Origin of the sequence: Nostoc sp. UHCC 0870 (assembly GCF_022063185.1) — a bacterium.
GTDB lineage: Bacteria > Cyanobacteriota > Cyanobacteriia > Cyanobacteriales > Nostocaceae > Trichormus.
Window position 1 is genome coordinate 604736 of sequence record NZ_CP091913.1, and the last position, 25985, is coordinate 630720.

20 protein-coding genes and 2 pseudogenes are annotated in these 25985 nt (G+C 42.3%); 15 read left to right on the forward strand and 7 right to left on the reverse strand.

Translation table 11 applies throughout. The features are described 5' to 3' along the window. The first annotated feature begins 18 nt into the window (after positions 1-18). From L6494_RS02635 to L6494_RS02670, 8 genes and pseudogenes are all read left to right on the forward strand, one after another. Positions 19-870: a cytochrome c biogenesis CcdA family protein gene (locus tag L6494_RS02635; protein WP_237991318.1), complete on the forward strand. Its 852-nt coding sequence runs from the start codon at positions 19-21 to the stop codon at positions 868-870. 3 nt (positions 871-873) lie between these two features. After that, positions 874-1860: a thioredoxin-disulfide reductase gene (gene trxB, locus L6494_RS02640; RefSeq protein WP_237991319.1), complete on the forward strand. Its 987-nt coding sequence runs from the start codon at positions 874-876 to the stop codon at positions 1858-1860. A gap of 35 nt (positions 1861-1895) precedes the next feature. Further along, a complete protein-coding gene (locus L6494_RS02645; RefSeq protein WP_237991320.1) occupies positions 1896-2237 on the forward strand; it encodes a thioredoxin family protein in 342 nt (113 codons plus the stop codon). 167 nt (positions 2238-2404) lie between these two features. Continuing rightward, positions 2405-2905 (forward strand): annotated as a pseudogene (locus tag L6494_RS02650) (TVP38/TMEM64 family protein); the annotation flags it as partial. 16 nt (positions 2906-2921) lie between these two features. Beyond that, the gene (locus tag L6494_RS02655; protein ID WP_237991321.1) at positions 2922-3728 is read left to right on the forward strand and encodes a TVP38/TMEM64 family protein; all 807 of its coding nucleotides are present in this window, start codon (positions 2922-2924) and stop codon (positions 3726-3728) included. 111 nt (positions 3729-3839) lie between these two features. Then, positions 3840-4370: a redoxin domain-containing protein gene (locus L6494_RS02660; RefSeq protein WP_237991322.1), complete on the forward strand. Its 531-nt coding sequence runs from the start codon at positions 3840-3842 to the stop codon at positions 4368-4370. A gap of 176 nt (positions 4371-4546) precedes the next feature. Beyond that, positions 4547-6094: a mercuric reductase gene (locus L6494_RS02665; RefSeq protein WP_237991323.1), complete on the forward strand. Its 1548-nt coding sequence runs from the start codon at positions 4547-4549 to the stop codon at positions 6092-6094. Positions 6095-6394: 300 nt separating this feature from the next. Beyond that, positions 6395-7033: a histidine phosphatase family protein gene (locus tag L6494_RS02670; RefSeq protein WP_237991324.1), complete on the forward strand. Its 639-nt coding sequence runs from the start codon at positions 6395-6397 to the stop codon at positions 7031-7033. A gap of 6 nt (positions 7034-7039) precedes the next feature. Here L6494_RS02670 and L6494_RS02675 read toward each other — a convergent pair whose 3' ends face one another. Further along, a complete protein-coding gene (locus tag L6494_RS02675; protein WP_237991325.1) occupies positions 7040-7585 on the reverse strand; it encodes a DUF4334 domain-containing protein in 546 nt (181 codons plus the stop codon). Positions 7586-7747: 162 nt separating this feature from the next. Then, positions 7748-8953: a glutathione S-transferase family protein gene (locus tag L6494_RS02680; protein WP_237991326.1), complete on the reverse strand. Its 1206-nt coding sequence runs from the start codon at positions 8951-8953 to the stop codon at positions 7748-7750. 153 nt (positions 8954-9106) lie between these two features. On the opposite strand from L6494_RS02680, the gene leuS reads away from it, so the two are divergent. Continuing rightward, complete coding sequence (leuS, locus tag L6494_RS02685; protein ID WP_237991327.1) at positions 9107-11728, forward strand: leucine--tRNA ligase; 2622 nt, start codon at positions 9107-9109, stop codon at positions 11726-11728. A gap of 209 nt (positions 11729-11937) precedes the next feature. Here leuS and L6494_RS02690 read toward each other — a convergent pair whose 3' ends face one another. Both L6494_RS02690 and L6494_RS02695 read right to left on the reverse strand, forming a co-directional pair. Further along, on the reverse strand, positions 11938-12381 hold the full coding sequence (locus L6494_RS02690) for a hypothetical protein (protein ID WP_237991328.1): 444 nt from the start codon (positions 12379-12381) through the stop codon (positions 11938-11940). A 303-nt stretch (positions 12382-12684) separates the two neighbouring features. Further along, the gene (locus L6494_RS02695; protein ID WP_237991329.1) at positions 12685-15729 is read right to left on the reverse strand and encodes a valine--tRNA ligase; all 3045 of its coding nucleotides are present in this window, start codon (positions 15727-15729) and stop codon (positions 12685-12687) included. Between the two features lie 246 nt (positions 15730-15975). Here L6494_RS02695 and L6494_RS02700 point away from each other — a divergent pair, with 246 nt between their 5' ends. From L6494_RS02700 to L6494_RS02710, 4 genes and pseudogenes are all read left to right on the forward strand, one after another. Next, positions 15976-16857, forward strand: coding sequence for an Rpn family recombination-promoting nuclease/putative transposase (locus L6494_RS02700; RefSeq protein ID WP_237991330.1), 882 nt, complete (start codon positions 15976-15978; stop codon positions 16855-16857). A 252-nt stretch (positions 16858-17109) separates the two neighbouring features. After that, a pseudogene (locus L6494_RS02705) lies at positions 17110-17961 on the forward strand (Rpn family recombination-promoting nuclease/putative transposase). Between the two features lie 172 nt (positions 17962-18133). Then, positions 18134-18247, forward strand: coding sequence for a DUF6888 family protein (locus L6494_RS31105; RefSeq protein ID WP_442946980.1), 114 nt, complete (start codon positions 18134-18136; stop codon positions 18245-18247). After that, positions 18244-18444 (forward strand): DUF6887 family protein, encoded by a 201-nt coding sequence (locus L6494_RS02710; protein WP_237991331.1) that lies wholly within the window; start codon positions 18244-18246, stop codon positions 18442-18444. The genes L6494_RS31105 and L6494_RS02710 overlap by 4 nt, the downstream gene beginning before the upstream one ends. Positions 18445-18589: 145 nt before the next feature. Here L6494_RS02710 and L6494_RS02715 read toward each other — a convergent pair whose 3' ends face one another. Together L6494_RS02715 and L6494_RS02720 are read right to left on the reverse strand one after the other, a co-directional pair. Then, positions 18590-19303 (reverse strand): hypothetical protein, encoded by a 714-nt coding sequence (locus tag L6494_RS02715; RefSeq protein WP_237991332.1) that lies wholly within the window; start codon positions 19301-19303, stop codon positions 18590-18592. 102 nt (positions 19304-19405) lie between these two features. Beyond that, positions 19406-20350, reverse strand: coding sequence for a putative 2-dehydropantoate 2-reductase (locus tag L6494_RS02720; RefSeq protein ID WP_237991333.1), 945 nt, complete (start codon positions 20348-20350; stop codon positions 19406-19408). 231 nt (positions 20351-20581) lie between these two features. Between L6494_RS02720 and L6494_RS02725 the strand changes: the two genes are divergently transcribed. Further along, positions 20582-20983, forward strand: coding sequence for a fasciclin domain-containing protein (locus tag L6494_RS02725; RefSeq protein WP_237991334.1), 402 nt, complete (start codon positions 20582-20584; stop codon positions 20981-20983). Between the two features lie 199 nt (positions 20984-21182). Further along, positions 21183-21518: a hypothetical protein gene (locus L6494_RS02730; protein ID WP_237991335.1), complete on the forward strand. Its 336-nt coding sequence runs from the start codon at positions 21183-21185 to the stop codon at positions 21516-21518. Between the two features lie 388 nt (positions 21519-21906). Here L6494_RS02730 and L6494_RS02735 read toward each other — a convergent pair whose 3' ends face one another. Further along, on the reverse strand, positions 21907-25740 hold the full coding sequence (locus L6494_RS02735; RefSeq protein ID WP_237991336.1) for a CHAT domain-containing protein: 3834 nt from the start codon (positions 25738-25740) through the stop codon (positions 21907-21909). Positions 25741-25985 lie beyond the last annotated feature (245 nt).

The window sequence follows — 25985 nt, forward strand, 5'->3', positions numbered from 1 at the left end:
TAGCTTAAGGCTAATTGCATGAAACCAATATCTCAGTTGTCAACTGAGCAACCCCCTTCCCGCCATTCTAAAATCTCGAAGAAATGGCTAGTTTACGGTGGCTTGGGATTGCTCTCTCTCGTTATAGTTCTCACTTTGGGGCCTGTAATCAGTCACCCCATTGAACGGGTGATTTCCATTGTGGAAAACCGTTATCAACAGTGGTTTAATCAACAGGACACGGCAAATCCCTCTGTGTTGTTACCTTTGGCGTTTGTTGGTGGGTTACTTGCTAGTGTATCTCCCTGTATTTTGGCACTTTTACCAGTCAACCTCAGTTACATCGGCACACTGAAAATTAAATCCCGTTGGGATGCTTTTACTAAGGCGGGTTTGTTTGTCTTGGGAGCAGTAACAATTTTAAGTCTGTTTGGTTTAGTCTCATCCTTTGCTGGCGCAGTGATGGTGGAGTATCGAGGCTATATCAATATAGTTGTCGGACTGATTATGGCTGTAATGGGTTTGTGGTTGATGGGGGTGGTAAAAATACCCCTACCGCAGATGAATGTGAATCTCCCCCAGGCTGGCCCTTATGGAGTGGGTTTGACTTTTGCTCTGGTGAGTTCCCCTTGTGCTAGTCCGGTGCTGTTTGCGGTGCTGGCGGCTGCTGCGGCTACAGGTTCGCAAGTTTTGGGGACGCTGACGATGGTTAGCTATGCTCTGGGTTATACTCTTCTGATTTTCCTGGCGAGTTTGTTTACGGGAATGGCGAAACAAAGCAACAAGTTGTTGAAACATTCCGAGGGAATTATCCGCTTTGGTAGCGTCGCGCTAATTATGACTGGGGCTTACTACCTGTTTACCGGCACTCAATGGTTTGTGGGAGGTTAAATCATGGTCGAGAATCTGGTAATTATTGGTTCTGGCCCGGCTGGCTATACCGCCGCCATCTATGCAGGACGCGCTCAACTGAAACCTGTGGTATTTGAAGGGTTTAGTGCTGGAGGAATCCCTGGTGGTCAATTGATGACCACTACTGAGGTAGAGAATTTTCCTGGTTTTGCTGAAGGAGTTCAGGGGCCAAAGTTAATGCAGCAGATGCGCCAGCAGGCATTACGCTGGGGTGCTAGGTTGATTACTGATGATGTAATTGCTGTGGATTTTACCCAATACCCATTCCTGATAGCTTCTGCTGATCTGTTAGAAGTTAAGGCTCGTGCTGTGATTATCTCTACAGGAGCAACTGCTAAAAGATTACATTTGCCGGGTGAGGAGAAATTCTGGAATAACGGAATTTCTGCCTGTGCAATCTGCGATGGGGCAAATCCTTTGTTTGCGAATGCAGACATTGCTGTGGTTGGTGGCGGAGATTCGGCTGTAGAAGAAGCACTTTATCTAACCAAGTATGCCAGTAAGGTTCATTTATTGGTAAGGAGCGATCGCCTGCGGGCTTCTAAGACGATGCAGGAGCGTATATTTAATCACAGCCAAATTCATATTCATTGGCATAGCTTACCCATCAGTGTAGATGGCGATCAGGTATTACGTAGTGTCCAAATTCAAGATACACAAACAGGTGCAGTTGCCGATTTAACAGTGCGTGGATTATTCTACGCCATTGGTCACACACCCAACACGCAACTGTTTCAGGATCAATTAGAACTGGATGAAGCCGGCTACATCAAAACTCAGGGTAAGAGTACAGCTACTAATATTCCTGGTATTTGGGCGGCTGGAGATGTTCAAGATCACGTTTATCGTCAAGCAATTACCGCAGCTGGTACGGGTTGCATGGCAGCACTGGAGGCTGAGAGGTGGTTGTCAGAGATGCGATTGTCTCCGGCAGGCGGAACACCAACCTTTGTTTCTTACGCTGCCTAAAAAGTATTTTCTGTTACAATTACAAGGAGAGAAATATGCAAGAAACTTTTTCTATTGATCAAACTTTCTTCACAGGAAAAGAAGCTTTTGACTGGTTGATGCAGAAATCCGATCAACTAATCATTGTTAAATTTGTAGCTCCCTACTGTCCTTCCTGCGAAACGCTTAAACCTGTACTACATCAAATAGCTGAGGAAAATATAGGTAAATTGCATTTGGTTGAACTTGACATGAGCGAAGAACCTGAATTAGCGATTAACTTTGGTGTCAGAAGCGCACCAACAGTATTATTACTTAAACGGCAGCAAAAATTAGCACAAATTGCAGGTTTGAAACCTAAGAAACAGTACACCGAAATGATTCAATCCGCGCTCTAAGACAGGTGGATAAATGTCTATTTCTTATACCAATTTGAAAAAAGAATGTTACAGATACACAGACTCAAAGCCTTATCCTGTCTAGATTTTGAATTTTGTTAGCGCAGCGTTAGCGAGTCTTGCCTACGGCACGCCAAGGGCGAACGAGCGTCATTTTGAGTTTTGAATTGACAATGAGTGGAGGTGTGCTGTTCGGCGTAGTTTGGGGTTCAGTCTATGTAGCGATCGCAGCAACTTTGGGAGCAACTTGGGCTTTTCTCATTGGACGTTACTTGTGTCGGGATGTAATTTGCAGGATGATTCAGGGTAATGTTAAGTTCAAAGCGATTGATAAAGCAGTAGCTCAAGAAGGATTCAAAATTGTCCTCCTGACTCGCCTTTCCCCTGTCTTGCCTTTCAACCTGTTAAATTACGCCTTTGGTGTGACTCAGGTTTCTTTGAGAGACTATATCTTAGGTTCTCTAGGTATGATTCCCGGCACTGTGATGTACGTTTACCTTGGTTCTCTGGTTGGCGATTTGGCTATGCTGGGAAAACCCGATCGCTCAAGCAGTCCAGAAACCCAAATTGTACAGTGGGTGATTCGGGGGGTAGGATTGATGGCTACAGTTGCACTGACTATTTATTTAGCACGCCTAGCCAAGAAAGCTTTAAACACAACTGTTTAATCGGGAGAAATCACCCATGTTACAACCAGGATTGATTAATTTGATAGTTCCTCAAGGTCAAAATAGAACTATCGCAGACATATCAACTAAAAACTGGCAAAAGCTGATTAAATTTGCTGTCCTCATACTGTTAGCGTTTGGCGTTACCTTAATATTGGCTACAGAACCAGCTTTTGGACAAGAATCGGCTCAAAACGCTCCAGGGTTTAATCCCCAAGCATGGTTAAAAAATGCTTTGCAGTGGATTGATGGTCTTGGTGCTGTGGGAGCATTAGCATTTATCCTCCTTTATATTATTGCCACTGTCGCCTTTTTACCAGGGTCAATCTTGACTCTCGGTGCAGGTGTGGTCTTTGGCGTGGTTTGGGGTTCGCTTTATGTCTTCATTGGTGCAACTATAGGTGCTACCGCCGCTTTCTTAGTCGGACGTTATTTGGCTAGGGGATGGGTTGCTAAAAAAATTGCCGGGAATCAGAAATTTCGGGCGATTGATGAAGCTGTGGGGAGGGAAGGACTAAAAATTGTACTATTAACGCGACTTTCTCCTATATTCCCTTTCAATTTGTTGAACTACGCTTATGGCGTAACAGGAGTTTCCCTCAAAGATTATGTTCTTGCTTCCATTGGCATGATTCCCGGCACAATTATGTATGTTTATATCGGTTCTTTAGCTGGTAGTATTGCCACAATTGGTACTGAATCCCAACCGGGGAATCCTGGTGTACAGTGGGCGATTAGGATTATCGGCTTTATCGCTACGGTTGCTGTGACAATTTATGTTACTAAAGTTGCTCGTAAGGCTTTAGAAGATGAAGTTTTATAGTCTACAAACGATGATGAAAATAAACAAGTCAACCTGAATTAGTTAATTAAATCAGTATGAGTTAATTGGGATTTTGTACTGTTTCATACCTATTAAATAAGTAAAAAATTAATGATAACAACCAAGACAAGCAAATTACTCACTGGTACTCAAGTTCCAGAACTGGAAGTAAAAACCCTGGATGGTAAACTTTGGAAACTGTCTGAGCAGCAGCCCCAAAACTTCACATTAATTATCTTTTATCGGGGCTGGTTCTGCCCAATTTGCCACAATTATTTAGCAGAACTGGAACAACTTATAGACGATTTTACTAAACTTGGAGTGGAAGCGATCGCTATTAGTGGCGATAGTCAAGCAGATGCTCAAAAATCAATTACGGAATGGGGAATTAAAAATATCACCGTTGGCTATGAAGCTAGCATAGACTTATTTCGTAGTTGGGGAATTTATATTTCCAAAGGTGCATTTGAAAAAGAACCTCCTTTATTTTGTGAACCTGGTTTTTTCTTAGTTAAGCCAGACAGCACACTTTTCTATGCTGCCGTAAATAGCGCACCTTTTGGTCGTCCACCCATATCAGATATGCTCTCTGCTATTGACTTTGTTTTGCCAAGGAATTATCCCGTGCGAGGAACTGATTAATTCGTAATTCGTAATTCGTAATTCGTAATTCGTAATTCGTAATTCGTAATTCGTAATAATATCAGGCTCGTTCGCCCCTAGCGTGCCGTAAGAATCACTAACCTAGTTTGTAATATTCCATCTTATGCTGGGATGGAATAATTACATCAATTATTAATAGTTGAAGGAGTTAATTTATGTCAAGTTCTGCATTTCAAAAAGTTACTCTACCACCAATGGATGAGTATAATCAAAAACTGATTTCCTATGTTCATCCACCTGATTGGGTTAATCCTCAGCCTGCTGATTGTTACGACTTAGTTGTGATTGGTGCTGGTACGGCGGGATTAGTTGTCGCCGCAGGTGCAGCAGGTTTAGATGTAGGATTAAAAGTGGCTTTGATTGAAAAACATTTGATGGGTGGGGATTGTTTAAATGTCGGTTGTGTGCCTTCCAAATGTATTATCCGTTCCTCTCGCGTTGTTGGCGAAATGTGGGAGGCAAAGGCTTTGGGAATTAATCCTCCAGAAAAAATAGACGTTGATTTTCCCGCAGTTATGGAACGGATGCGTCGTTTAAGGTCGGGTATTAGCCATCATGATTCGGCTCATCGTTTTCAAAAGCTGGGAATTGATGTTTTTTTGGGTGGCGGTCATTTTTCTAGTGACAATACCATTGAAGTTGGCAATCAAAAACTTCGGTTTAAAAAAGCTGTAATTGCTACAGGTGCTAGAGCCGTGCGTCCCTCGATTAAGGGAATTGAAGAAGCTGGATTTCTGACTAATGAAACTGTATTTTCACTCACGGAACTTCCCAAACGTCTGGCTGTAATTGGTGGTGGGCCTATCGGTTGTGAATTGGCTCAAGCTTTTCAACGTTTAGGTTCTCAAATCATCTTATTTCACAAAGGCGATCACATCTTAAATAAAGAAGATAAGGAAGCCGCAGAAATTATACAAAACCGTTTTATTCAAGAAAAAATGCACTTGGTTTTGAATAGCCAAATCCAAAGTGTAGAAAAAACTCCTGAAGGAAAGATCATCAACTTTCTCAGCAATGGTTCTAAAATGTCCATCACTGTTGACGAAATTTTAGTTGGTGCAGGACGCGCCCCGAATGTTGAAGGTTTAAATTTAGAAGCGGTTGGGGTGGAGTATGACCAACGTCAGGGGGTAAAAGTCAATGATTACCTCCAGACAACAAACCCCAGGATTTATGCGGCTGGTGATATCTGCATGGATTGGAAGTTTACTCATGCGGCTGATGCAGCAGCGCGGATTGTGATTAAGAATACTCTGTTTTCTCCCTTTGGCTTCGGAAAATCCAAGTTGAGTAGTTTGGTAATGCCTTGGGTAACATATACTGACCCAGAAATTGCCCATGTGGGGATGTACGAACAAGAGGCTCAAGAAAAGGGTTTTGATATCAATACAATCAAGATTCCTTTTAGTAGTGTAGACCGTGCGATCGCAGATGGTGAAGAAGACGGGTTTGTGAAAATTATCCACAAAAAAGGTTCAGATCAAATTTTAGGTGCAACTATTGTCTCGCGTCATGCTGGGGAAACAATTAGTGAAGTAACTACGGCTATTGTGAATAAGGTTGGTTTAAATGGGTTATCTGGTGTGATTCATCCTTATCCAACTCAAGCCGAAGCTATTAAAAAAGCAGCAGATGCTTATCGTCGTACTCTATTAACACCAACATCCAAACGAATTTTAGGATTGCTGACTAAGGTTTCTTAATTGCTAGTTTAAAAAAGTATTTTTCCAAATGGCTCATCAAGTTATGGGCTAGATTATCTGTGGATTTTCAACCGCTCCAGGAGTGCAAAGGTACACGGAGGAATATAGAAAGAGATAGAGGTCTAATGAAATTTATATATTTTTTATTATTAATACTCAGCACTCTTCATCAATTTTAAAAGTTTGTGGTTGATTAACTTTTTTGGTTGATTACTTTGTCGTGGTGTAACATACTCGATCGCAAGATTGATGATATTTTATTGTTGCACAAACTCCTTGATCTCAATGGCGATACAAGATATGACACTCAATTTATATTTACTGCGACATGGAGAAACTACTTTTAGTCAAAGTGGTAATTTTTGTGGTGAAACTGATGCAGAGTTAACATCTGAAGGGATGCAGATGGCATCTAGTTTTGCCGATGTGTATAAAAAATTGAAGTGGTCAGCCGTTTATGTTAGCCCAATGAAGCGTGCAATTGCAACTGCCAAGCCATTTTGTGATGCTATCGGTATGGATATGCAGTTGCGTGACGGACTGAGGGAAGGTAGTTATGGCGAATGGGAAACTAAGAGTAAATCCTTTGCTCAAGAGAATTACGCTCAAAACTATGTAAAATGGTTGACAGAACCAGCTTGGAATGCACCAATAGGTGGAGAAACTGCGGTAGATATTGCTAACCGTTCTATGCCTGTAATTGCTGAAATTCAAGAAAAACATCCCCAAGGTAATGTTTTAGTGGTTTCCCATAAAGCCACGATTCGGATTATGCTTTGCAGTTTACTAGGAATTGATTTGGGACGCTATCGCTATCGGGTGAATATTTTGGTCGCGTCTGTAAGTATGGTTAAATTTGACGTTAATGGCCCGTTGTTAGAAATATTAGGCGATCGCCATCATATACCCGATCATATTCGCTCTCGTCCGGGAACATAATAATTCCTACTTGTCGCATCGCTTGAGAACGAAAAAGAAGGGTTGAGGTATGATTTTATAATCCATGATTCCGAACACAGTATTCTCATCTACTTTTCTAAAAGAATCATTGATTGGTAAATAATCATAAATCATGGTAGCAGACACTTTGCCTCTATACTCCATCATTCGCAGTCTTGCTTGACTATTCTCAGTCTTCATTAAATAATTCATTGACACCAGTAATGGCTTTAGAGAATTATTTTTGGGTATCGGTAATTTTAAGACCCAGTTCATTAAAGTGGGATTGGGTGCAACCTGAAAAATTTCCCCTTGATTATCTAAAAATAACAAAGGGCGAACATTTTCAGAGTCTATAAATTCCTTGCCGTACCAATTAGAAATTTCTAATAGACCGTCCATTGGATGATCTGTATGCAGTCCAGATCCTTGCCAACGACCAAACATAAAGTCTAAATTGACGGGTTCAAGAGCATCAAACAATTCTAAAGCTTTTTCTGTTGTAGTTTTACCCGTTTTCAAAATCAACTGATAATTTTCTAAGGTTTCCATGTTTTCTCCTTGTCCTTGTAATATAAGTCACAGATTTAACCCCCTAGTACCGCAAGGGGTAAATAAATAACCCATTCCAAATCAACAAAACCCTTACGTTGTTTTCATTTTGACTTTTGACTTTTGAATTTTGACTTCCGCGTAGCGGTACTAGCCTTAATTTTATTTTCTGACAAAGTTAGACGGGTCTTGATCTCGTCTATGCTTAGTGGGAATAGGGTCTGGTTGCCCATCACCTGCAAGGGCTGCGGTTTTCTCCAGGGATTCCCTCAATCGCTTGGCTGCATAGATAGACATATCTCTAGGTACATTAATGCGATCGCGCAAATATCTTAAAGCTACATCAGATCCCGACGGAGGTACACAGTCTTCACCTGTCATCATATGTGTTAAAGCACAACGTAGGGCTTGATCAAACAAATTATCATCTAAGGGGTTGACTCGGATAATATTGATGCGGTGTTCGATAGTTCGTTGAAGAGCTTCCATACGGGAGTTTTCGGGTTCTGGATAAGTAACATCTGGTAGCCCAAACCAGGGGCCGTTATCTACTCGCGCTTTATTGAGAAGCATCTGAGGTTCGCCGTTTTCCCAACAGCCCCCCATCTGGGGCGGCAAATCATGTACGTGGGTGTGAAAGTCACTCTGAGTACCGCAGTAGGTCGGTCGGCTTTCCATTGCCGCAAACCATGCACTCAAGCGAGGGTTTTCCTCCCGCAGTGAGTAGCCTTTGTAGTAGTAAAGGCTGGCATTCATTCGTTCTACATAAGGCGTAAAAATGACATCGACGATGCCGAAGCTATCTAGAAAATAAGGGCTTGGAGTTCGACCCAGAGCCTCCTCGACCTTAGCCACCACTCTAATAAATTCTTCTCGGTTGCGTTTTTCTTGTTGAGAGGAAAGTGCTGGATAGCACAGCCAAGCGCACCAGGCTCTAAATAAAAGTCGTTCTAATTGACGTAGAGGAAGCACCGTGCGGTCTTCCATCCCTTGGTTTAATGGTCCAAAAACCTTTTCCAAAGCGATCAAAATGTCATCGCTTTCCTTAATAATCCGTCCATCTAGCTCGATCGCGGGGAGCATTCCTGATGGTACTTTACGTTTGTACCAACTTTCTTTCTCCCCATAGCAGAACATTGTCACTTTTTCGATGCGGTAGGGAATTTGTTTTTCCTCTAGCCATAACCAAATTTTTTGACAGTAAGGACACCAGGCGTGGTTATCACGGTACAGCGTTACCCGCACCTCAGATTCGGGCTGACCAAACAAGCGCAACCGGGCTTTAGCGTTGGTGAGACCATTAACAGTATCTATTTGATAATCCGTGAGGGTTTCTAGTTCTTGCCAGCTTAAGGGTGCAGTTGTCATAGGGTAAGTTGGGTAGGGCAATACTTAGGACTTTTCTTCAATTGGCTCTGCATTTATATTATTCAGCAATTCTCACCACTCAGCACTCATCTGCCTCCCATCATCTACAATATGGAGGCACATAAGATTTACAGTCCAGTAGGAGAGTTTTCGGTGGATTCCCGATACAACCCAGCAGCAATTGAGGAAAAATGGCAAAAAACATGGTTAGAACTTGGCTTAGACCAGACCCCAACAGATAGTAATAAGCCCAAATTCTACGCTCTATCCATGTTCCCCTACCCATCGGGCAGCCTACACATGGGTCATGTCCGTAACTATACAATTACCGATGTAATTGCCCGCCTCAAACGAATGCAAGGGTATCGGGTACTGCATCCAATGGGATGGGATGCCTTTGGCTTACCCGCAGAAAACGCAGCCATTGACCGTGGTGTACCCCCCTCCCAGTGGACGTATCAAAATATTGACCAAATGCGGCAACAATTGCAGCGTCTTGGCTTATCCATTGATTGGGATTGTGAACTTGCCACCTGTTCACCAGACTATTACAAATGGACACAATGGATTTTCTTGCAGTTTTTAGAAGCAGGTTTGGCGTACCAAAGAGAAGCTGCTGTTAACTGGGACCCTATAGACCAAACTGTTTTAGCAAACGAACAGGTTGACAACGAAGGACGTTCTTGGCGCAGTGGTGCTAAAGTTGAGCGCAAATTACTCAGACAGTGGTTTTTCAAAATTACCGACTACGCCGAAGAATTATTAAACGACCTGGATAAATTGACAGGCTGGCCGGAACGGGTCAAGTTGATGCAGGCGAACTGGATAGGGAAATCGACAGGGGCGTATTTAGAATTTCCGATTGTGGGTAGCGATGAAAAAATCGCCGTCTACACTACCCGTCCTGATACTGTTTTTGGTGTCAGCTATGTAGTTTTAGCACCAGAACATCCCTTGACGCAGCAAGTCACCGCCAAAGACCAAAAAGTGGCAGTAGAAGCCTTTATTCAAGAGGTGACAAATCAAAGTGAGTTAGAACGTACCGCCGAAGACAAACCCAAGCGCGGTGTTCCTACTGGGGGGAAAGTCATTAACCCATTTACTGGTGAAGAAGTACCCATTTGGATTGCTGACTATGTATTGTATGAGTATGGTACTGGGGCGGTGATGGGTGTACCTGCCCATGATGTGCGGGATTTTAAATTTGCCCAAAGATATGATTTGCCCATTGATTTTGTCATTGCTGCGCCTGAAGATGTGGCAGGGTTTGATTTAACTCCGACATCTGAGACAGAAGAAGTTAAACAATTAGTTCAGATTGAATCTAATGAGGCATACACTGAGCCAGGAATTTTAATTAATTCTGGTCTATTTACTGGCATGACTTCCACAGATGCCAAACAAGCAATTACTAAATATGCCCAAGAAAAAGGTTTTGGTAAAGAACGTATTCAATATCGCTTACGAGATTGGTTGATTTCTCGCCAACGCTATTGGGGCGCACCCATTCCAGTCATTCACTGCCCCAACTGTGGGATAGTACCAGTGCCAAATGAAGATTTGCCTGTGCAGTTACCGGAAGATGTAGAATTTACCGGCCGTGGTGGTTCACCTTTGGCGCAGTTGGAAAGTTGGGTAAATGTCCCTTGTCCTACCTGTGGTACTCCTGCTAAACGGGAAACCGACACAATGGATACCTTTATTGATTCCTCCTGGTATTTTCTACGGTTTCCTGATGCTAAAAATGAAAATCAGGTGTTTGACCCTAGTAAAACTAACGACTGGATGCCTGTAGAGCAATACGTGGGTGGGATTGAACACGCGATATTACATTTGTTATATTCCCGGTTCTTTACTAAGGTATTGCGAGATAGAGGTTTGTTGAATTTTGATGAACCCTTTGAACGTCTATTAACTCAAGGGATGGTGCAGGGTTTAACTTACCTGAATCCCAACAAGGGGGGTAAAGATAAATGGATTCCTTCCAATTTAGTTAACCCCAATGACCCGCGTGACCCCCAAACAGGTGAACCGTTGCAGCGTCTTTACGCTACTATGTCCAAGTCTAAGGGTAACGGTGTCGCGCCAGAAGATGTAATTTCTAAGTATGGTGTAGACACAGCGCGGATGTTTATCTTATTTAAAGCACCACCCGAAAAAGACCTGGAATGGGATGAGGCGGATGTTGAAGGACAATTCCGCTTCTTAAATCGGGTTTGGCGATTGGTGACAGATTATGCTGCGGCTGGGGTTTGCCGAAAGCAGGCTCAACTTGCTGATTTGAGTAAGCCAGAAAAGGAATTACGGCGGGCAATTCATACGGCTATCCAAGCTGTAACGGAAGATTTAGAAGATGAGTATCAGTTTAATACAGCCGTTTCCGAGATGATGAAGTTGAGTAATGCTCTCTCTGATGCTGACTGTCGCAATTCACCAATTTATGCTGAAGGTGTGCAAACTTTGGTGGTGTTATTAGCTCCTTTTGCGCCACATATTGCTGATGAATTGTGGCATTCATTGGGTAATAGTACATCAATTCATACTCAGACTTGGCCTGCTTTTGACCCAGATGCTTTGGTGGCTGATGAAATTACCTTGGTAATTCAGGTTAATGGGAAGAAACGCGCTGATTTGCAAGTTCCAGCCCAGGCTGATAAGGCTGAGTTGGAGAAATATGCCCGTGAATCAGAAGTGGTTCAGCGTTATTTGGAAGGTAAGGCAATTAAAAAGGTGATTGTTGTGCCTGGAAAGCTGGTTAATTTCGTGGTTAGTTAGCACTGTAGAGACGTTGCATACAACGTCTCTACATCATTTATTTGGTGCAACTTCATAGAGAATTTGGATAATACGAATTATTCGTGTAGTGAATTGGTTTTTGGAGACGCGATTCATCGCGTCTCTGTATTCTTTTTGCCAATAGCTAATAAAAATATAGTTATTTATTCAAGTTAAAGTTTTGATATTTTAGCCAGGTTTAATAGTATTTAAGAGTCGCTATTAATATCTTTATGAATACCATTTCTTTCTCGTTTGAGACTTTCTTCTAGTGCTTGAATTTGTTCACGACGAGCTTCTAATTCTAGTGTGCGACGTGCTAAATCTTGGTTTTGTAAAGTTAGAGATTGTCTCCATTCTTCGGCTCTTTCTGCTTCTTGTTGTAAAAATTCTGGGGAGATACCTGTTGTCAAATAACCTTGCACTAAATGTAGTACCCAGTCACAAGCATCTTCCATATGTTCAATACTACCTGTGGAGGAAAGTTTTACTAACACCAGCAATTTTTCGCTGATGGTGTTACTTTTACCCAGTAAAATGAAAGCTTCTTCTGGAATAATTGTCCAAAGATAATCAGCTTCTTGACGTGCTAATAAGCGTAATTGGTACTGGTTTAAAAATTCATTTTTATGGACTTGGGCTAGATATAGCATGGCTTGGGAAGGGGTGTAAGGGTGTAAGGGTGTGAGGGTGTAAGGGTGTGAGGGTATGAGGGTGTAAGGGTGTAAGGGTGTAAGGGTGTAAGGGTGTGAGGGTGTGAGGGTGTAAGGGTGTAAGGGTGTGAGGGTGTAAGGGTGTGAGGGTGTAAGGGTGTGAGGGTGTAAGGGTGGAATAATTTAAAATTTTTCTAACCCCTATACCCCTACACCCCTATACCCCTACACCCCTATACCCCTACACCCCTATACCCCTATACCCCTATACCCCTATACCCCTACACCCCTACACCCCTAGAGCTATGCTAAACCACTCAGGCGATCGCGTAAAATCTCTGCTTGTTTTTCCGCTTCGGCTAAAGCGTCTCTTGCACTCTGCACTACATCTGGCCTAGCTTTATCCACAAAGTTAGCATTGCTTAACCTACCTTTGAGAGATTGCGCTTCGGCTTCAATTTTGTTCAGGCTTTTCTCTAGCTTGGCACGCATGGCTGCTAAATCCACTACACCATCTAGAGGTATAACCACTTGGACTGTACCAACTACACCTGCAATGGCTTTTTCTGGTTCTTGTGTTGGTGATTGTAATTCTGTTTTAACCTGACTCTTGTCTGTGGCGGGGGGGAATAATTTCGCCCAGAATTTTTGTCTGGCTTTGGCTGAAAATAGGGTGGTGACGACAAACCAAGCGGCGTAACCCAAGCCAAGAATTTCAAAGAAAGTACCAAGGACGGGAATATCATCTAGGGTATCGCCAACGGCTAAGGCGATTCTGAAAAAGATAAAACCGAGGATAATCCAAACAATTGTCCGCCAATTGCTTTGGGGTTTTGGCTGTACGATTGTTTGGGTTTGTGGTTCACCGGTAATGGTCAAGGTTTCTACCTTGGCTAAATCTTTAATGTAAGATTGTCCAGCCGTGAGGATTTGCCGTTCTTGTGGATTTTCAGACTGTAAATTTGCTGTGACTTTTACCCCTGGCTTAACTTCCGCTTCGGCGCGTAAATTGCGGATGGTGCGGATAGTACCAATTAGCAGTTCAAACTGTGTTTCTAAGGTTGGGTTAATGAGGTTGTTATCAGCTTTCGGATATGGCTGTAAAGCTAACGTTTGCTGAGAATCGGCTGGTTGTTGGGTGAGAGTCTGCCAAATTTCTTCGGTGATGTGGGGCATAAAGGGATGCAGTAGCTTTAAAATCCCTTCTAGTACGTAGGCGAGGATTTGTTGTACTACCAGCCGTGATGCTGGGTCTGCATCCTTTTGTAGTCGGGATTTAACTAGTTCAATATACCAGTCGCAAAAATCACCCCAAATAAACTCGTATAATCCCTTGGCTGCTTCTCCTAAACCGTAGTTGTCGATGGAGTGGGTAGTTTGCTGGATAACTTGATGATAGCGGGAAAGAATCCAGCGTTCGCCTAGCGTCTCCGAAGGAGAATCGCTAAGTTCTGAGTTGTTAGTGCTGAGTGGTTGACCTAGTTGTGCAGGGGTTTGTCCATCGAGATTCATCATGACGAATCTAGCCGCGTTCCACAACTTGTTGGCGAAGTTGCGGGAGGCTTCTACTGAAGATGATTCATCTTTTTTGCGATCGTATTCTAAGCGAATATCTTGACCAGCACCAGCTACTTCTTTAACTAAGGTGTAACGTAGGGCATCAGTGCCGTATTTATCAATCAGCAACAGTGGGTCAATCCCATTGTTAGACGACTTCGACATCTTTTTATTGTTTTCATCCCTGACCAAACCGTGAATGTAAACGGTCTGGAAGGGCATTTTTCCAGTAAAATGACCAGCCATCATCGTCATTCTAGCTACCCAGAAAAAGATGATATCAAAGCCTGTAACTAGGGTAGTGGTGGGGTAGTAGGTAGCTAAATCTGGAGTTTGTTCTGGCCAGCCTAATGTAGAAAACGGCCATAACCCAGAAGAAAACCAAGTATCTAAGACATCTGGGTCTTGTTCTATCTGGACATTTTCCCCAAATTGTGCTTTGGCTTTCTCCCATGCTTCATCTTGGGATTTAGCAACTACAAACGGTGTGCTATCAGTGATTTGTCCACCAGTTTCACTGACAGCATACCAAGCTGGGATTTGATGACCCCACCATAATTGGCGAGAGATACACCAATCTCTGAGACTTACCAACCAATCACGGTAAACCTTAGTCCAGCGTTGGGGGACAAATTCGGGGGTGTTTTGCTGGTCGAGGAAATCTAATGATTTATCCGCCATTGGGCGAATTTTGACAAACCATTGAGTAGATAATAAAGGTTCAACGGGAACTTTACCGCGATCGCTATAAGGAACGGTATGCTTATAATCTTCTATCTTTACTAACACACCATCAGCTTCGAGGCGTGCAACTACATTCTTTCTCGCCACAAAGCGGTCTTGTCCTTGAAACTCCCCGGCGTTGGCGTTTAGTGTACCGTTTTTATTGAGGATATTAATAAAGGGTAGATTGTGACGCTTACCCATTTCAAAGTCATTGGGGTCATGGGCGGGAGTTACCTTGACGCAACCTGTCCCGAAAGTGGGGTCAACTAACTCATCACCAATGATGGGAATTTCCCGTTGCATAATTGGCAGAGTCAGGGTTTTACCAATCAGGTGTTTATAGCGGTCATCATTGGGATTAACAGCCACACCCGTATCACCCAGCATAGTTTCTGGGCGAGTCGTCGCCACTTCTACATAACCAGAACCATCGGTGAGAGGATAGCGGAAATGCCAAAGATTACCCTCAACCTCTTTAGATTCCACCTCAACATCAGAGACAGCCGACTGAGAAGCCGGACACCAGTTAACTAAATATTCACCACGATAAATTAAACCTTCATCATAGAGACTGACAAAAGCTTCCACCACAGCTTTAGATAAGCCCTCATCCAGAGTAAACCTCTCCCGTGACCAGTCTACCGACACCCCCAATCGTCGCAGCTGATTAACAATTGTTCCCCCTGATTCGGCTTTCCACTTCCAAGCACGTTCTAAAAATTGGTCGCGTCCCAACTCGTAACGAGTTTTACCCTCGGCTTTAAGTTGTTTTTCTAAAATTGTGTGGACAGCAATACTAGCGTGGTCAGTTCCGGGTAGCCACAGGGTATTCCGTCCCTGCATCCGGTGATAGCGCACGAGAGTATCAATCAACGCACTCTCAAAGGCGTGACCCATGTGCAGACTACCAGTAACGTTTGGTGGCGGAATTACGACACAATAAGGTTCACCACCATGATTGGGGTCAGCTTTGTAAATTTGGTTGTCTTCCCAGAATTTTTGCCACTTTGCTTCAGTGGAAAAAGGATCGTAGAGACTGGGAAGATTTGGTATGGTTGCGGTCATTCTGGGAAATTCACGTTTGGAAGGACTCTAATAAATTTTGCCACAGGGTTGGGGATTGAGGCATTGGGGATTGGAGACTAACCAATTCAAAATTACGATATTTTAGCGAGAGCAATGCTTCAAGTGCGTTACACTTACGCCTGTCCTGTAATATTTTACTTATTCCCTACACGATGCCTACGGCGGGCTGCGTCTACGCCTCTATTTAGCGTACAAGATGTCCGCACTAAACTACATTGATAAATAATGCCAAAACCCGCAGATACTAGCACTAAGAAGCTCATTAGTCTTGCACCTGATAATTGGGTGCGATGGGTGACAAATATACCCAATATTCAAGCAGGGGAAATTTTGTCTGGCGAATTTCAATGGATTAGTCGGGAAAGTGATGTCTTAATTCGGGCTAACAGTCCAGAATTTGGAGAATTTCTAGTATTAAATGAATTACAGTTACGTTACACAAACAAAATGCCTCGGCGAGTACGTTCCTACGCAGCATTGGCAGAAGAGAAGTATGAATTACCAACCTATCCGGTGTTAATTAATATCTTACCGACGAGTGATGTCGAAATCCCTACAAGTTTTACATCAAATCTTTATGGTTTAAGAGCAATTCAGGATTATCGGGTAATTAACTTATGGGAGGTAGATGTTAACATCCCATTTCAAAAATCCTTACCATCATTATTACCATTTGTGCCGATTCTACAAGGGGGAAATGATGAATCTATAATTAGGGAAGCATTGCAAATTTTGCGACGGGATGAAGACTTAAACCAGTTGGAGACGGTTTTAGCGTTTTTTGCTACCTTTGTATTAGAGAGTGCCGTTGTTCAAGAGATTATGAGGTGGGATATGGGAGTTCTACGGGAGTCACCTTGGTATCAAGAAATATTACGAGAGGGTGAAGCACGAGGCGAAGCACGAGGCGAAGCACGAGGTGAAGCACGAGGTGAAGTCAGGGGAATCATCCTTAGTATCGAAATGAGTTTAGAAGCAAAATTTGGGAGTCAGGGATTACAGTTAATGTCCCGAATTTCCCAAATTAAAGATTTGGAAAAATTGCAGGCAATTTTGAGGAGTGTGATCTTAGCAAATTCTGTTGATGAAATACAACAAATTTTATAAGCCGGAGCATTTTCTCATTCCATGATGTCATGGAAGAGCGATCGCACTATATAATATCTCTCCAAATTCTCTATAGTCTAATTCTTTTAGCTATATGAAGCGATCTCTGTAAGAGAAGGCTGCGCCAACGCTCTCCTCACCATAATTGCACTTTTACTGTCTAAGCGATGTCTATGGAGGGCTACGCCTAACCCTATCATGATGAGAGTAGGCGATACAATAATTTAAAATATATGCCACTGGCAATCCTTCATGCGTCGAGATTTGATTTTTTACAAAATATTTCAACAATCACCTAGTTTATTATTTGAATTATTGACAAATCGCCCAAAAAATGCAGATAAATATAAATTTGACTCGGTAGCTGTTAAATAACCTAAATTTGAAATTGATGGGGTCTTTTTACCGCCAGAAAATGAAACTCCGGGGACTGTGTATTTCTGTGAAGTCCAATTCCAAAAAGACGAAAAGCTTTATGAAAGGGTATTTGCAGAATCTTCACTCTATTTCTACCGCAACCGTGAGCGATTTAGTGATTGGCAAGCCGTAATCATTTATCCTTCGCGTGGTATTGAACAGAGTGATACTCGTCCCCATCGCACATTACTCAACGGCGACCAAGTGCATCGGATATATTTAAATGAGTTGGGAGATATTCATTCTTTACCTTTGTGGGTAGCGGTGATGGTGTTAACTACTATAAAGGAAGAGCAAGCCCCCTCAGAAGCCAGGTATTTGTTGAGTAGAACTCGTCAAGAAGCTTCTGCGCCAGTCAGCAATGCGATAATTGAAGTAATTACCACGATCATCGCTTATCGGTTTGAGCAACTAAGTCGAACGGAGGTGGAATCAATGTTAGACATCACATTGAAAGAAACAAGAGTTTATCGAGAAATCAAGGAAGAAGGACTAGAGGAAGGACGAGAAGCAATGGCTAACATGATTAGCCGACAGTTAACAAAGCGATTGGGGAAAATTCCCCAAGATGTGCTTTCTGTGGTAGCGGGTTTCCAATTACCAATGCTGGAAGAGTTGGGGGAAGCGTTACTGGATTTTACCAGTGTGGCTGATTTGCAAGCTTGGTTGCAGGCGAGAATTAATTAAATTGAATCCAGACATCGCCTGTAATAATGAGAGTAGGCGTAGGCGCAGCCAGTCGTAGGCATCGCTCATCGTGTTATTATTTTGTGATCAATACTGAGGTTAGCAAATTATTCCTACACTTGAGCAAAAAACCCAGTGCTTTATCTTGTGCTGTTGGTTAACAAAGTTGTACTTGCCTATTAGTCTTGTAAGAGTGGATGAGCGTACAGGCAATATCTTTTTATTAGCGGGTGAAGAAAATATTATAGAGATATATCCCAATGGCAAATGGAGGTATGTAGTTTGAGTCAGCCTAATTTCCAAGCAATGAGTATAAAAGAGCTACATACTTATGTTTTGGCACACCGAGAAAATATAGAAGCCTTCCATGCTTACGTGGACAAGCTACACGCACAAGCAACATGGGTTGAAATGCCACCTTTGCAATCTTTAGATGACTTGGAAAATTATCCTGATTTTCTCAACAAGTTGAATAAAGGTTGAGAGTCTCATAATAGCGATCGCTTGTAATGATGAGAAGAGGCGATCGCATATCAGATTCTACCAGGTAGGGGCGATCGCCTGTAATGATGAGAAGAGGCGATCGCTTGCCATATTTTATCGAAAAAGTCGCCTCCGTCTTACAAATTTAATGTTTCACAGCAGACTGTCTCATCAGCCAAACTAGCACACCGCCTGTAATCGCACTAAAAAATGTACAAGCCACTGTAGTAAGAACTATTCCAGCCAACGACCAAGTAAAATAAACGCTATACGATATACCAATAAACCCCACTGCATTTGCTATAATCCACCATTCAGCACGAGAGACTTGCAGCTTCAGAATTAACCATTGCATTATGCCGAGTGCAACACCACATACCACAAACCCTATAATTAATGCACCTGTCAATCCCCAAGAAGAGAAAATCGCATATCCCGTCTGATATCCCAAAAACCACCCTAGAGCTGTGCCTAAAGCTGTTACCAATGGCCACCACTTGCAGGAAAATAACCGCCTCAGTACTAACCATTGCATAGCTCCTAACAAAGTACCCAATAAGGCAAACTGTACAACGTTATGTACATCAATCCCTATCAGATTTACACAAACTGACCATACAAAACACGCCACAGTATTTGCTAACATCCATTGCCGCCACAATCCCCATCCAACGGTTGTAGTTTGAGTTGTGACTGGTGGCTGGGGTGGATTTACTGGTAGAGTTGGTGCTGGGGTTTTGACTTGTCGCTGGGGTGGATTTACTGGCTGAGTTGGTGCAACTCTAGGTGGATTTGTTCTCCTAGTAACCTTTGGTGGATTTAAAGCTTTTTCAATCTGGGCTAACCTTTGTAAAATCACTTGCGTATTGGCTGGACGTTGCTCGGTAAAAGTTTTATCTGCTAGTCTACCAGTATTAATATGTTTTACAATAGTTAACCATTACTACTGACTATTAACTTTTCACTTCTGATTTCTCGCATCAATAAATTTTAACTGGTGGTAGAGAAAGCTAATTTGTGGTAAGTTGACCCCTGCGGCTTGGGCTTTTACTAATGGGTTGCCTAAAATTGCTTCTACTTCCAATGGGCGGCGTTCATCATAGTCGATTTTCATGCTGGGACGGTAAGGGGTCATCTTGATGGTGTAATCTAGCATGGTTTGGATGAAGCTATCGGGAATCATTCGCCCCATACTCATCGCCCCAGCTTTCACCTCATACATGATTTGTTCAACTAATGTACGAGTGTGGTTATCTGTCATTAATTCGTCAGTGCTGGCGTTGAGAATTACAGACAAACCATTGTAAGGAATATTCCACACCAGTTTTTTCCAACGCGCCAGTAATAAATCTTCTGCTAATTCCATCCCAATTCCTGCGCTTTGGAAATCTTCGGCTATTTGCTGTATCCTTTCTGTAATTCCAGCCGAAGAATATTTGGGGATATATTCCCCTAACGTGATGTGTCCGTAGTCCAAATGCCGGATATGCCCTGACCCTACTTTATTGGAACATAGGAAGCACAAACCACCAATTACATGAACTTTGTGAAGAATTTGGGCTATTTCTTCTTCTACACCTAGTCCATTTTGTAACAACAACACCACTCCACCATCTTTAACAACAGGTGGTAATAACTGCGGTAGCAAATGATTTTGAGTCGTTTTTAGTGCCACTACTACCACATCGCATTTTGGCATCTTGGCGACATCGTTGTAGGCGTTCACTTGGGGAAGGGTAAAGTCACCGTCTTTTGACTCGACGATTAAACCGTGCTGACTAACGTGTTCGTAGTCACTCTTGAGTAAAAAGTGAACATCAAAACCAGCTTTTTGCAACTTAGCACCGTAAAATCCGCCTAATGCACCAGTCCCCAAGATGCCATATTTGCGATGCTGTTCACTCATAATTTTTTGCCCAAAATTTTCTGATGACTATCATAGACCAGTGTCTAAAAATCAACTACATCGCGGATTTTATTTATTGTCATAGTTTGAAATAATTTATTCATAAAAATTAAACTTGTTTCACAATAATTTAAAATTTTTGGCAGGAGACAAGATGAAAATCTATTTTCCCAGTCCCCAGTCCCCAGTCCCCAGTCCCCAGTCCCCAATCCCCAATAATTAGGTAAAAAAATGGCTGATATTGTTGATATTGCAGTTAGTGCTGATGCTTTTAAAACTTTGGTGACTGCTGTTCAAGCTGCTGGTTTAGTAGAAACATTAAAAAGTCCTGGCCCTTTTACTGTCTTTGCACCTAATGATGATGCTTTTGCTAAATTACCGCCAGGAACTATCCAAACTTTGGTGCAGAATATTCCCCAGTTAACCAGAATACTCACCTATCATGTCGTGCCTGGCAAGCTCAAACAGGCTGACTTAGCCAAACTTGGTACAGTCACATCTGTTGAGGGTTCACCTATCAAGATTGATTGTTCTGAAGGCTTTGAGGTCAAAAACGCCACAGTTTTAGCGGCAGATATTGAAGCAGATAACGGTATCATCCACGTTATCGATACTGTGATTTTGATGGGTTAATCGTCATCTGGGTGGGTAATACCCACCTGATTCATTGCTAAATCATGGGAATTATGTATTAAAAGCATAATTATAGACTGATGTCTTTTAATTTATGTTAAGTATATGTACAAGCATATACTTTAGATATATGCTGAGTTAAGTTGATATATCTAAAAATATATTGAGTTTTAGATGCCAACATTATCCCAACAGATTAATGCTCGATTTTCATAACTTAGCTGAATTCTCCCGTGCTAACTGCGTGGGGATTTGTGCGTTTATTGTCCCAGCCAATTTACTAGCTACATTGTCAACCATTATTTTGGCTGTAATCGGTCGCCCAACTCTTCAACTTTGGCAATCTGCTAGCATTGCAAGTATTTTTGCAGTCTTAATGGTACTACACGTATACACTTGGTTCATGGCTAATGTGGTAATGTCTCCCACCTATATTTTGTTAGGTTTAGCAATTACCTGCTTGCTCACCAACGTTGCAACCATTATTTTACAGAAACGCTACCTTCACCGCTTCAAATTTTCCCAAAACGCCTGAAGTTAAACTAGCCCAGCCATAACGCTAACATATAACCATAAATCCACACCGCATCACATAAATTTCGGTATGGATTTTCTATTTTTTATTGATTGATATCCCCCTAAGTCCCCCTGTAGAAATCTACGGTGTATACACAACCCGCATTTCTCACAAACAGTAGGGGCGGGTTCACAGATATGCTCGAATCATTCACGAAGATTTCGCTCAACCCGCCCCTACGGACTCTGGACTGAGGTTGCAATAATTGGTGAGAAATCCGGGATGTGATTAGGAAACGCTATAAAATAGGAGAAAGTTTAATCTTCGATTGATTATAATTACGAATTACGTAAAGCCTGCGGCATAGCTGCGCTTAGAGCGGAGCGGGGCGTTAGCCCATTACGAATTATAAATTACTTTGCATGGGTTTACCTGTAATTGTAAAAGCTGCCCAATAGTAAGGATGAGAGTACAGTTTTTTCTCTCGCTCCATTTTACTGATTCTATAAAGATGGGTGGCTACATAAGACCTGATTTTTAACTCTTGGGGATGTAATTGATTGAGTAAGTCTTCATACCATTGAGTTAATTCTAAGGCTGTTAACTCTCTTAACCATTTTGTGGCTGCACTTAAGGCTAGATTTGGCGATCGCAATAATTGTAGTCTGCGGTAAAATTCTATAATTACTAAAGCACTGGCAGATGATTCTACAGTCCAGAGGGTACTTAAGACATAGGGTACACCTTTAGCCAGAAAACTGTTGACTAAACTTACATACTCACTAGTAATGATTTGGGGACTAGTAATTGTGGTGTCACAGGCGGAAAGGGTGACTAAATTATATGTTTCTAGATTACCTTGAATGATTTCTGCTAGGGTGAGTTTATCTTCGCCTGCGAGTGCTAATTCTGACGTGGTAGGTTCAGTCAGATTATTAATTACCTGTCCAGCAAAATGGAAGATATTGTAATTACTAAAGTACCTATCAAATAAATTATTTTCTACATTCTCTTTAGTCGCTGTTTGTGCTTGGATACGGTGAGGTTCGTTAAACATCTGGCAGACAATTTCTGATTCCAGGTTAGCAAATTTGAAGGTAGAATGATTGCTATTTGTAGGATATTCAATACTTAGTAATGCTTGCTCTGCTAAATCCCAAATATTTGCAGTGCGTATAGATAAACCTATTTGGATATTAGGTAGATAGGTGATGCTAAAGTTTGACTCTATATTCGGCTGTTCTTCTGGAGTAATCTGGAAAAGAGTATGAATAGGCAACCTTTGTAAATCACGGTGAGGAACTAAGATTAATTGGGTGATATCTTCTAGTTCCGGAATAATTGTGTCAATCTCCAGAATGTCTTTTAATTCCCACAGTCGCGCCTCCATTTCTAACCGCCAAGTATGATTACTTTTGCTGGTTTGATCTTGCGCTTGCAGGCGATATTCTTGATAGTCTCGCTGCCAATTTTCTAGCCAATTTTCAAAGGCTATTAGCCGTCTGGTTGCTTCTGGTAAAGGTAAATCTTGAAGTTGTGTACTGTTTGTTTCGACATCTTTTATGGGGGTAAAAACCAGAATTGGTGAGGGAGCTTGGTCTTTAATAATAAAGGTATGTAGAGCAGCTGGGCTAATATGCCAGTAAATAATCGCTGTTTGGGGATTAAGTAATGCTTGAACGGAGGGATAATTGAGGGGAGAAATATTTGGATTTCCACCAGATATTAAAGCATTTAAACAATAGTTTTTACCATGTTCTGCTATTTCCCACGCTTCTACTAAATCACCGTGTTCTACAGTGATATCAACTGTCATTTGTGCCAATCCAGCCACTTTGAGAGCTAGCTGTTTTTTACTGTCATCAGAGCGAGTTGATTCACTGAGTAAGTATTGTAATAAATTTGTACCGCGTTGCAGTAAATCTTGTGCTTGTGCTGTTTGTCCGAGTCCTAAAAGTGTTTTGATGAGAGATTGTAAAACATCTAAATGTAACTGGGGGAAATCTTGGCTGGTGAGGGTTAATAGTGCCTGATTATACTCAGTTATAGCTTTGTGCCAATCGTTACGAGATGTCTGCTGTTTCTTACCTTGTTCGTAGTAGCTATTACCAATTGCTAGATGTAATCTACCCCAACCTTCTGGGTGGGTATCGGAACGAATGTGTTTTAAACCTTCTTCATAACTGGCTATTTTGCCTGCATAACTACCCTGGTTTAAGGCAGGATTAGTTAAAGCGATCGCAGTTAATAAATTTAAATCATCGGTGTCAATTTGACCAACAGATGTACCTCGACCAATCCAAGCTTCCCAATAGTCGAGTTTAATTTTTAAGGCGTTGTCGTAGGAAGATATGGCCTCTAAATATCGTTCTAAATGAAATAATGCTACGGCTTGGTTATACCAAGCTAAGTGGAAATCTGGCTTAATGGCTATAGCTTGCTGATAGGAGGCGATCGCTTCTTCTCGTCGCATTAAGTTGTCTAAAGCGATACCGCGATTATACCAAGCTAAGTAAAAATCCGGTTGACTCGCCAGGGCTTTGTCCCAGGAGGCGATCGCTTCTGACCACTGTTTTAAATTAAACAATACTACACCCCGATCAATCCAAGCTTCGTGGAAGTCTGGTTGAATTTCTAAGGCGTTGTTGTAAGAGGCGATCGCAGCTTGATTTTGTTCGTTGATACTGAGGGCGATACCTCGGTAATACCAATTTTCTGCGTCTTGGGGTTCTAGTTGCAGGGATTGGTCATAACTAGCTATGGCTTCGGTAATTTGCCCCGTCTTTAATTCTGCCCAACCCTTACTAGCCCAAACTTCGGGGTTATCAGCATGAATGGCGATCGCTTGCTGAAAAGAGGCGATCGCTTCTTCAAATAATCCTAATTGTCCTAGTGTCCCCCCCCGGTTATACCAAGCCTTGTAGTAATCGGGTTTGAGTTGAATCGCTTGATCATAAGAGGCGATCGCTTCCGTCAGCCGTTCCAAGTGAAATAAAGTTAAACCGCGATTGAACCAATATTCATGGGAGTGGGGATTGAGTTGAATCGCTTGTTCATAGGAGGCGATCGCTTCTGCCAAATCACCACTTTTAGCCTGCTGCAAACCTTGGTAAAACCATGCTTGCGCCTGCACTAAAGGACTAGGAAACTCGCCGGTAATGGTTGGGAGTTGGTGAGGCTGGACTGCTAAATTAGCCGCCAAATGTTGGACTAAACTGGTACTTTGATCCAATCGTACTAATAACTCATCTAAGGTATAAGCGACATCTGGCTCTAAATTAGCCAAGGATTGATCCCAACTATCTTGAGTGGATAATACAACTGCGCCTGGTGCTGTAGCTGAATCATCAAATACCACCTCACTCAAGTTACTGATGACATCTTCTTCGGCTGGTATAGCGATCGCCGGAGTAGAGAGAACGATTGCTTGGGGGAGATATTCCCAACTCAGTTCTGCTAAGTTTTCTATACTCGCAGCTACAACAGGCTCACTCGGTGCTACAAACTCAAATTCTTGCGGCTGATATTGCCAATTCTCCGTATAACTTTCTTCAACCACTTCACTCGCTTGAGGCGGATCTTGCCAAAACGATTCCTCCGTAGTTTCTGTATAACCTGCTTCAGTAACTTCCGTCCAGAGTTGAGAACTGCTTTCTGCGAGAACTTGGGTATTTTCATCACTCCCACTTTCTAAGACAATTTCTGGTTCTTCAGTCTCCCATAAAAGATCACCCAAATTACGGATTAATTCTTGTCCGGGAGACTCTATTGCGATTTCAGTAGTTTCACTGCCTTTAAAATCAGATGTTTCTAGCTGTTGATACTCTTGGGACAAGTCATCAGAATCTTTATTCAACAACTGGATACCAATTTCATAAGATAGTTCACCGACTTTACCGATATCCAATTCACCTAGCTGCACCATCTGTGTAGCTACTAGATGACTGGGTGCAGGGGACAGGAGTAATTTTTCACCAAAGATCAACAGCCAATCTATCCACCGCTCAATACTGATGCGGTCTTCCATCCTCTCTAAAAACTTGATTGCCCATTGTTGTCCTCGTCCTTGATACACACCTTCTAAAAGTTGCGTAAACAATAGTTCCAGATCCGCATTAGTTAATTCAGGCGGCAATTCTACCACCTGCTCTTCCCTTGCAGCTTTAAAAGAACCAGTCTGGTTACTAGCAACGGGATGTGTATCTATTGTTTTAAACCACTGCAATAGCCGAGTGAGCATCTGCTATACTCTTGGATTTTGTTTACCCTAGATTGTAGCCATCGTTGTGCTGAAAAAATCGTAATCTATCATGATTTGTGTGAAATATACTGAAATTGTCAGAGTTCTCCGTCATATAGTTATCAAAAATATACAAAACTTTGCCAGTTTTTGTTCTTGGGGATTGGGGACTGGGGATTGGGGATTGGGGACTGGGGACTGGGGACTGGGCAGTATAGCTGATGCCCAATTCCCATGATTTCTTG

What these genes read in the sequence shown, in the direction of transcription:
- L6494_RS02655 (WP_237991321.1), top strand. Translation starts at nt 2,922, where the DNA reads ATGTTACAACCAGGATTGATTAATTTGATAGTTCCTCAAGGTCAAAAT.
- L6494_RS02730 (WP_237991335.1), top strand. Translation starts at nt 21,183, where the DNA reads ATGCTCGATTTTCATAACTTAGCTGAATTCTCCCGTGCTAACTGCGTG.
- L6494_RS02680 (WP_237991326.1), bottom strand. Translation starts at nt 8,953, where the DNA reads ATGACAACTGCACCCTTAAGCTGGCAAGAACTAGAAACCCTCACGGAT.
- L6494_RS02670 (WP_237991324.1), top strand. Translation starts at nt 6,395, where the DNA reads ATGACACTCAATTTATATTTACTGCGACATGGAGAAACTACTTTTAGT.
- trxB (WP_237991319.1), top strand. Translation starts at nt 874, where the DNA reads ATGGTCGAGAATCTGGTAATTATTGGTTCTGGCCCGGCTGGCTATACC.
- L6494_RS02700 (WP_237991330.1), top strand. Translation starts at nt 15,976, where the DNA reads ATGCCAAAACCCGCAGATACTAGCACTAAGAAGCTCATTAGTCTTGCA.
- L6494_RS02690 (WP_237991328.1), bottom strand. Translation starts at nt 12,381, where the DNA reads ATGCTATATCTAGCCCAAGTCCATAAAAATGAATTTTTAAACCAGTAC.
- L6494_RS02645 (WP_237991320.1), top strand. Translation starts at nt 1,896, where the DNA reads ATGCAAGAAACTTTTTCTATTGATCAAACTTTCTTCACAGGAAAAGAA.
- L6494_RS02695 (WP_237991329.1), bottom strand. Translation starts at nt 15,729, where the DNA reads ATGACCGCAACCATACCAAATCTTCCCAGTCTCTACGATCCTTTTTCC.
- L6494_RS02675 (WP_237991325.1), bottom strand. Translation starts at nt 7,585, where the DNA reads ATGGAAACCTTAGAAAATTATCAGTTGATTTTGAAAACGGGTAAAACT.
- L6494_RS02635 (WP_237991318.1), top strand. Translation starts at nt 19, where the DNA reads ATGAAACCAATATCTCAGTTGTCAACTGAGCAACCCCCTTCCCGCCAT.
- L6494_RS02720 (WP_237991333.1), bottom strand. Translation starts at nt 20,350, where the DNA reads ATGAGTGAACAGCATCGCAAATATGGCATCTTGGGGACTGGTGCATTA.
- L6494_RS02660 (WP_237991322.1), top strand. Translation starts at nt 3,840, where the DNA reads ATGATAACAACCAAGACAAGCAAATTACTCACTGGTACTCAAGTTCCA.
- L6494_RS02735 (WP_237991336.1), bottom strand. Translation starts at nt 25,740, where the DNA reads ATGCTCACTCGGCTATTGCAGTGGTTTAAAACAATAGATACACATCCC.
- L6494_RS02725 (WP_237991334.1), top strand. Translation starts at nt 20,582, where the DNA reads ATGGCTGATATTGTTGATATTGCAGTTAGTGCTGATGCTTTTAAAACT.
- L6494_RS02665 (WP_237991323.1), top strand. Translation starts at nt 4,547, where the DNA reads ATGTCAAGTTCTGCATTTCAAAAAGTTACTCTACCACCAATGGATGAG.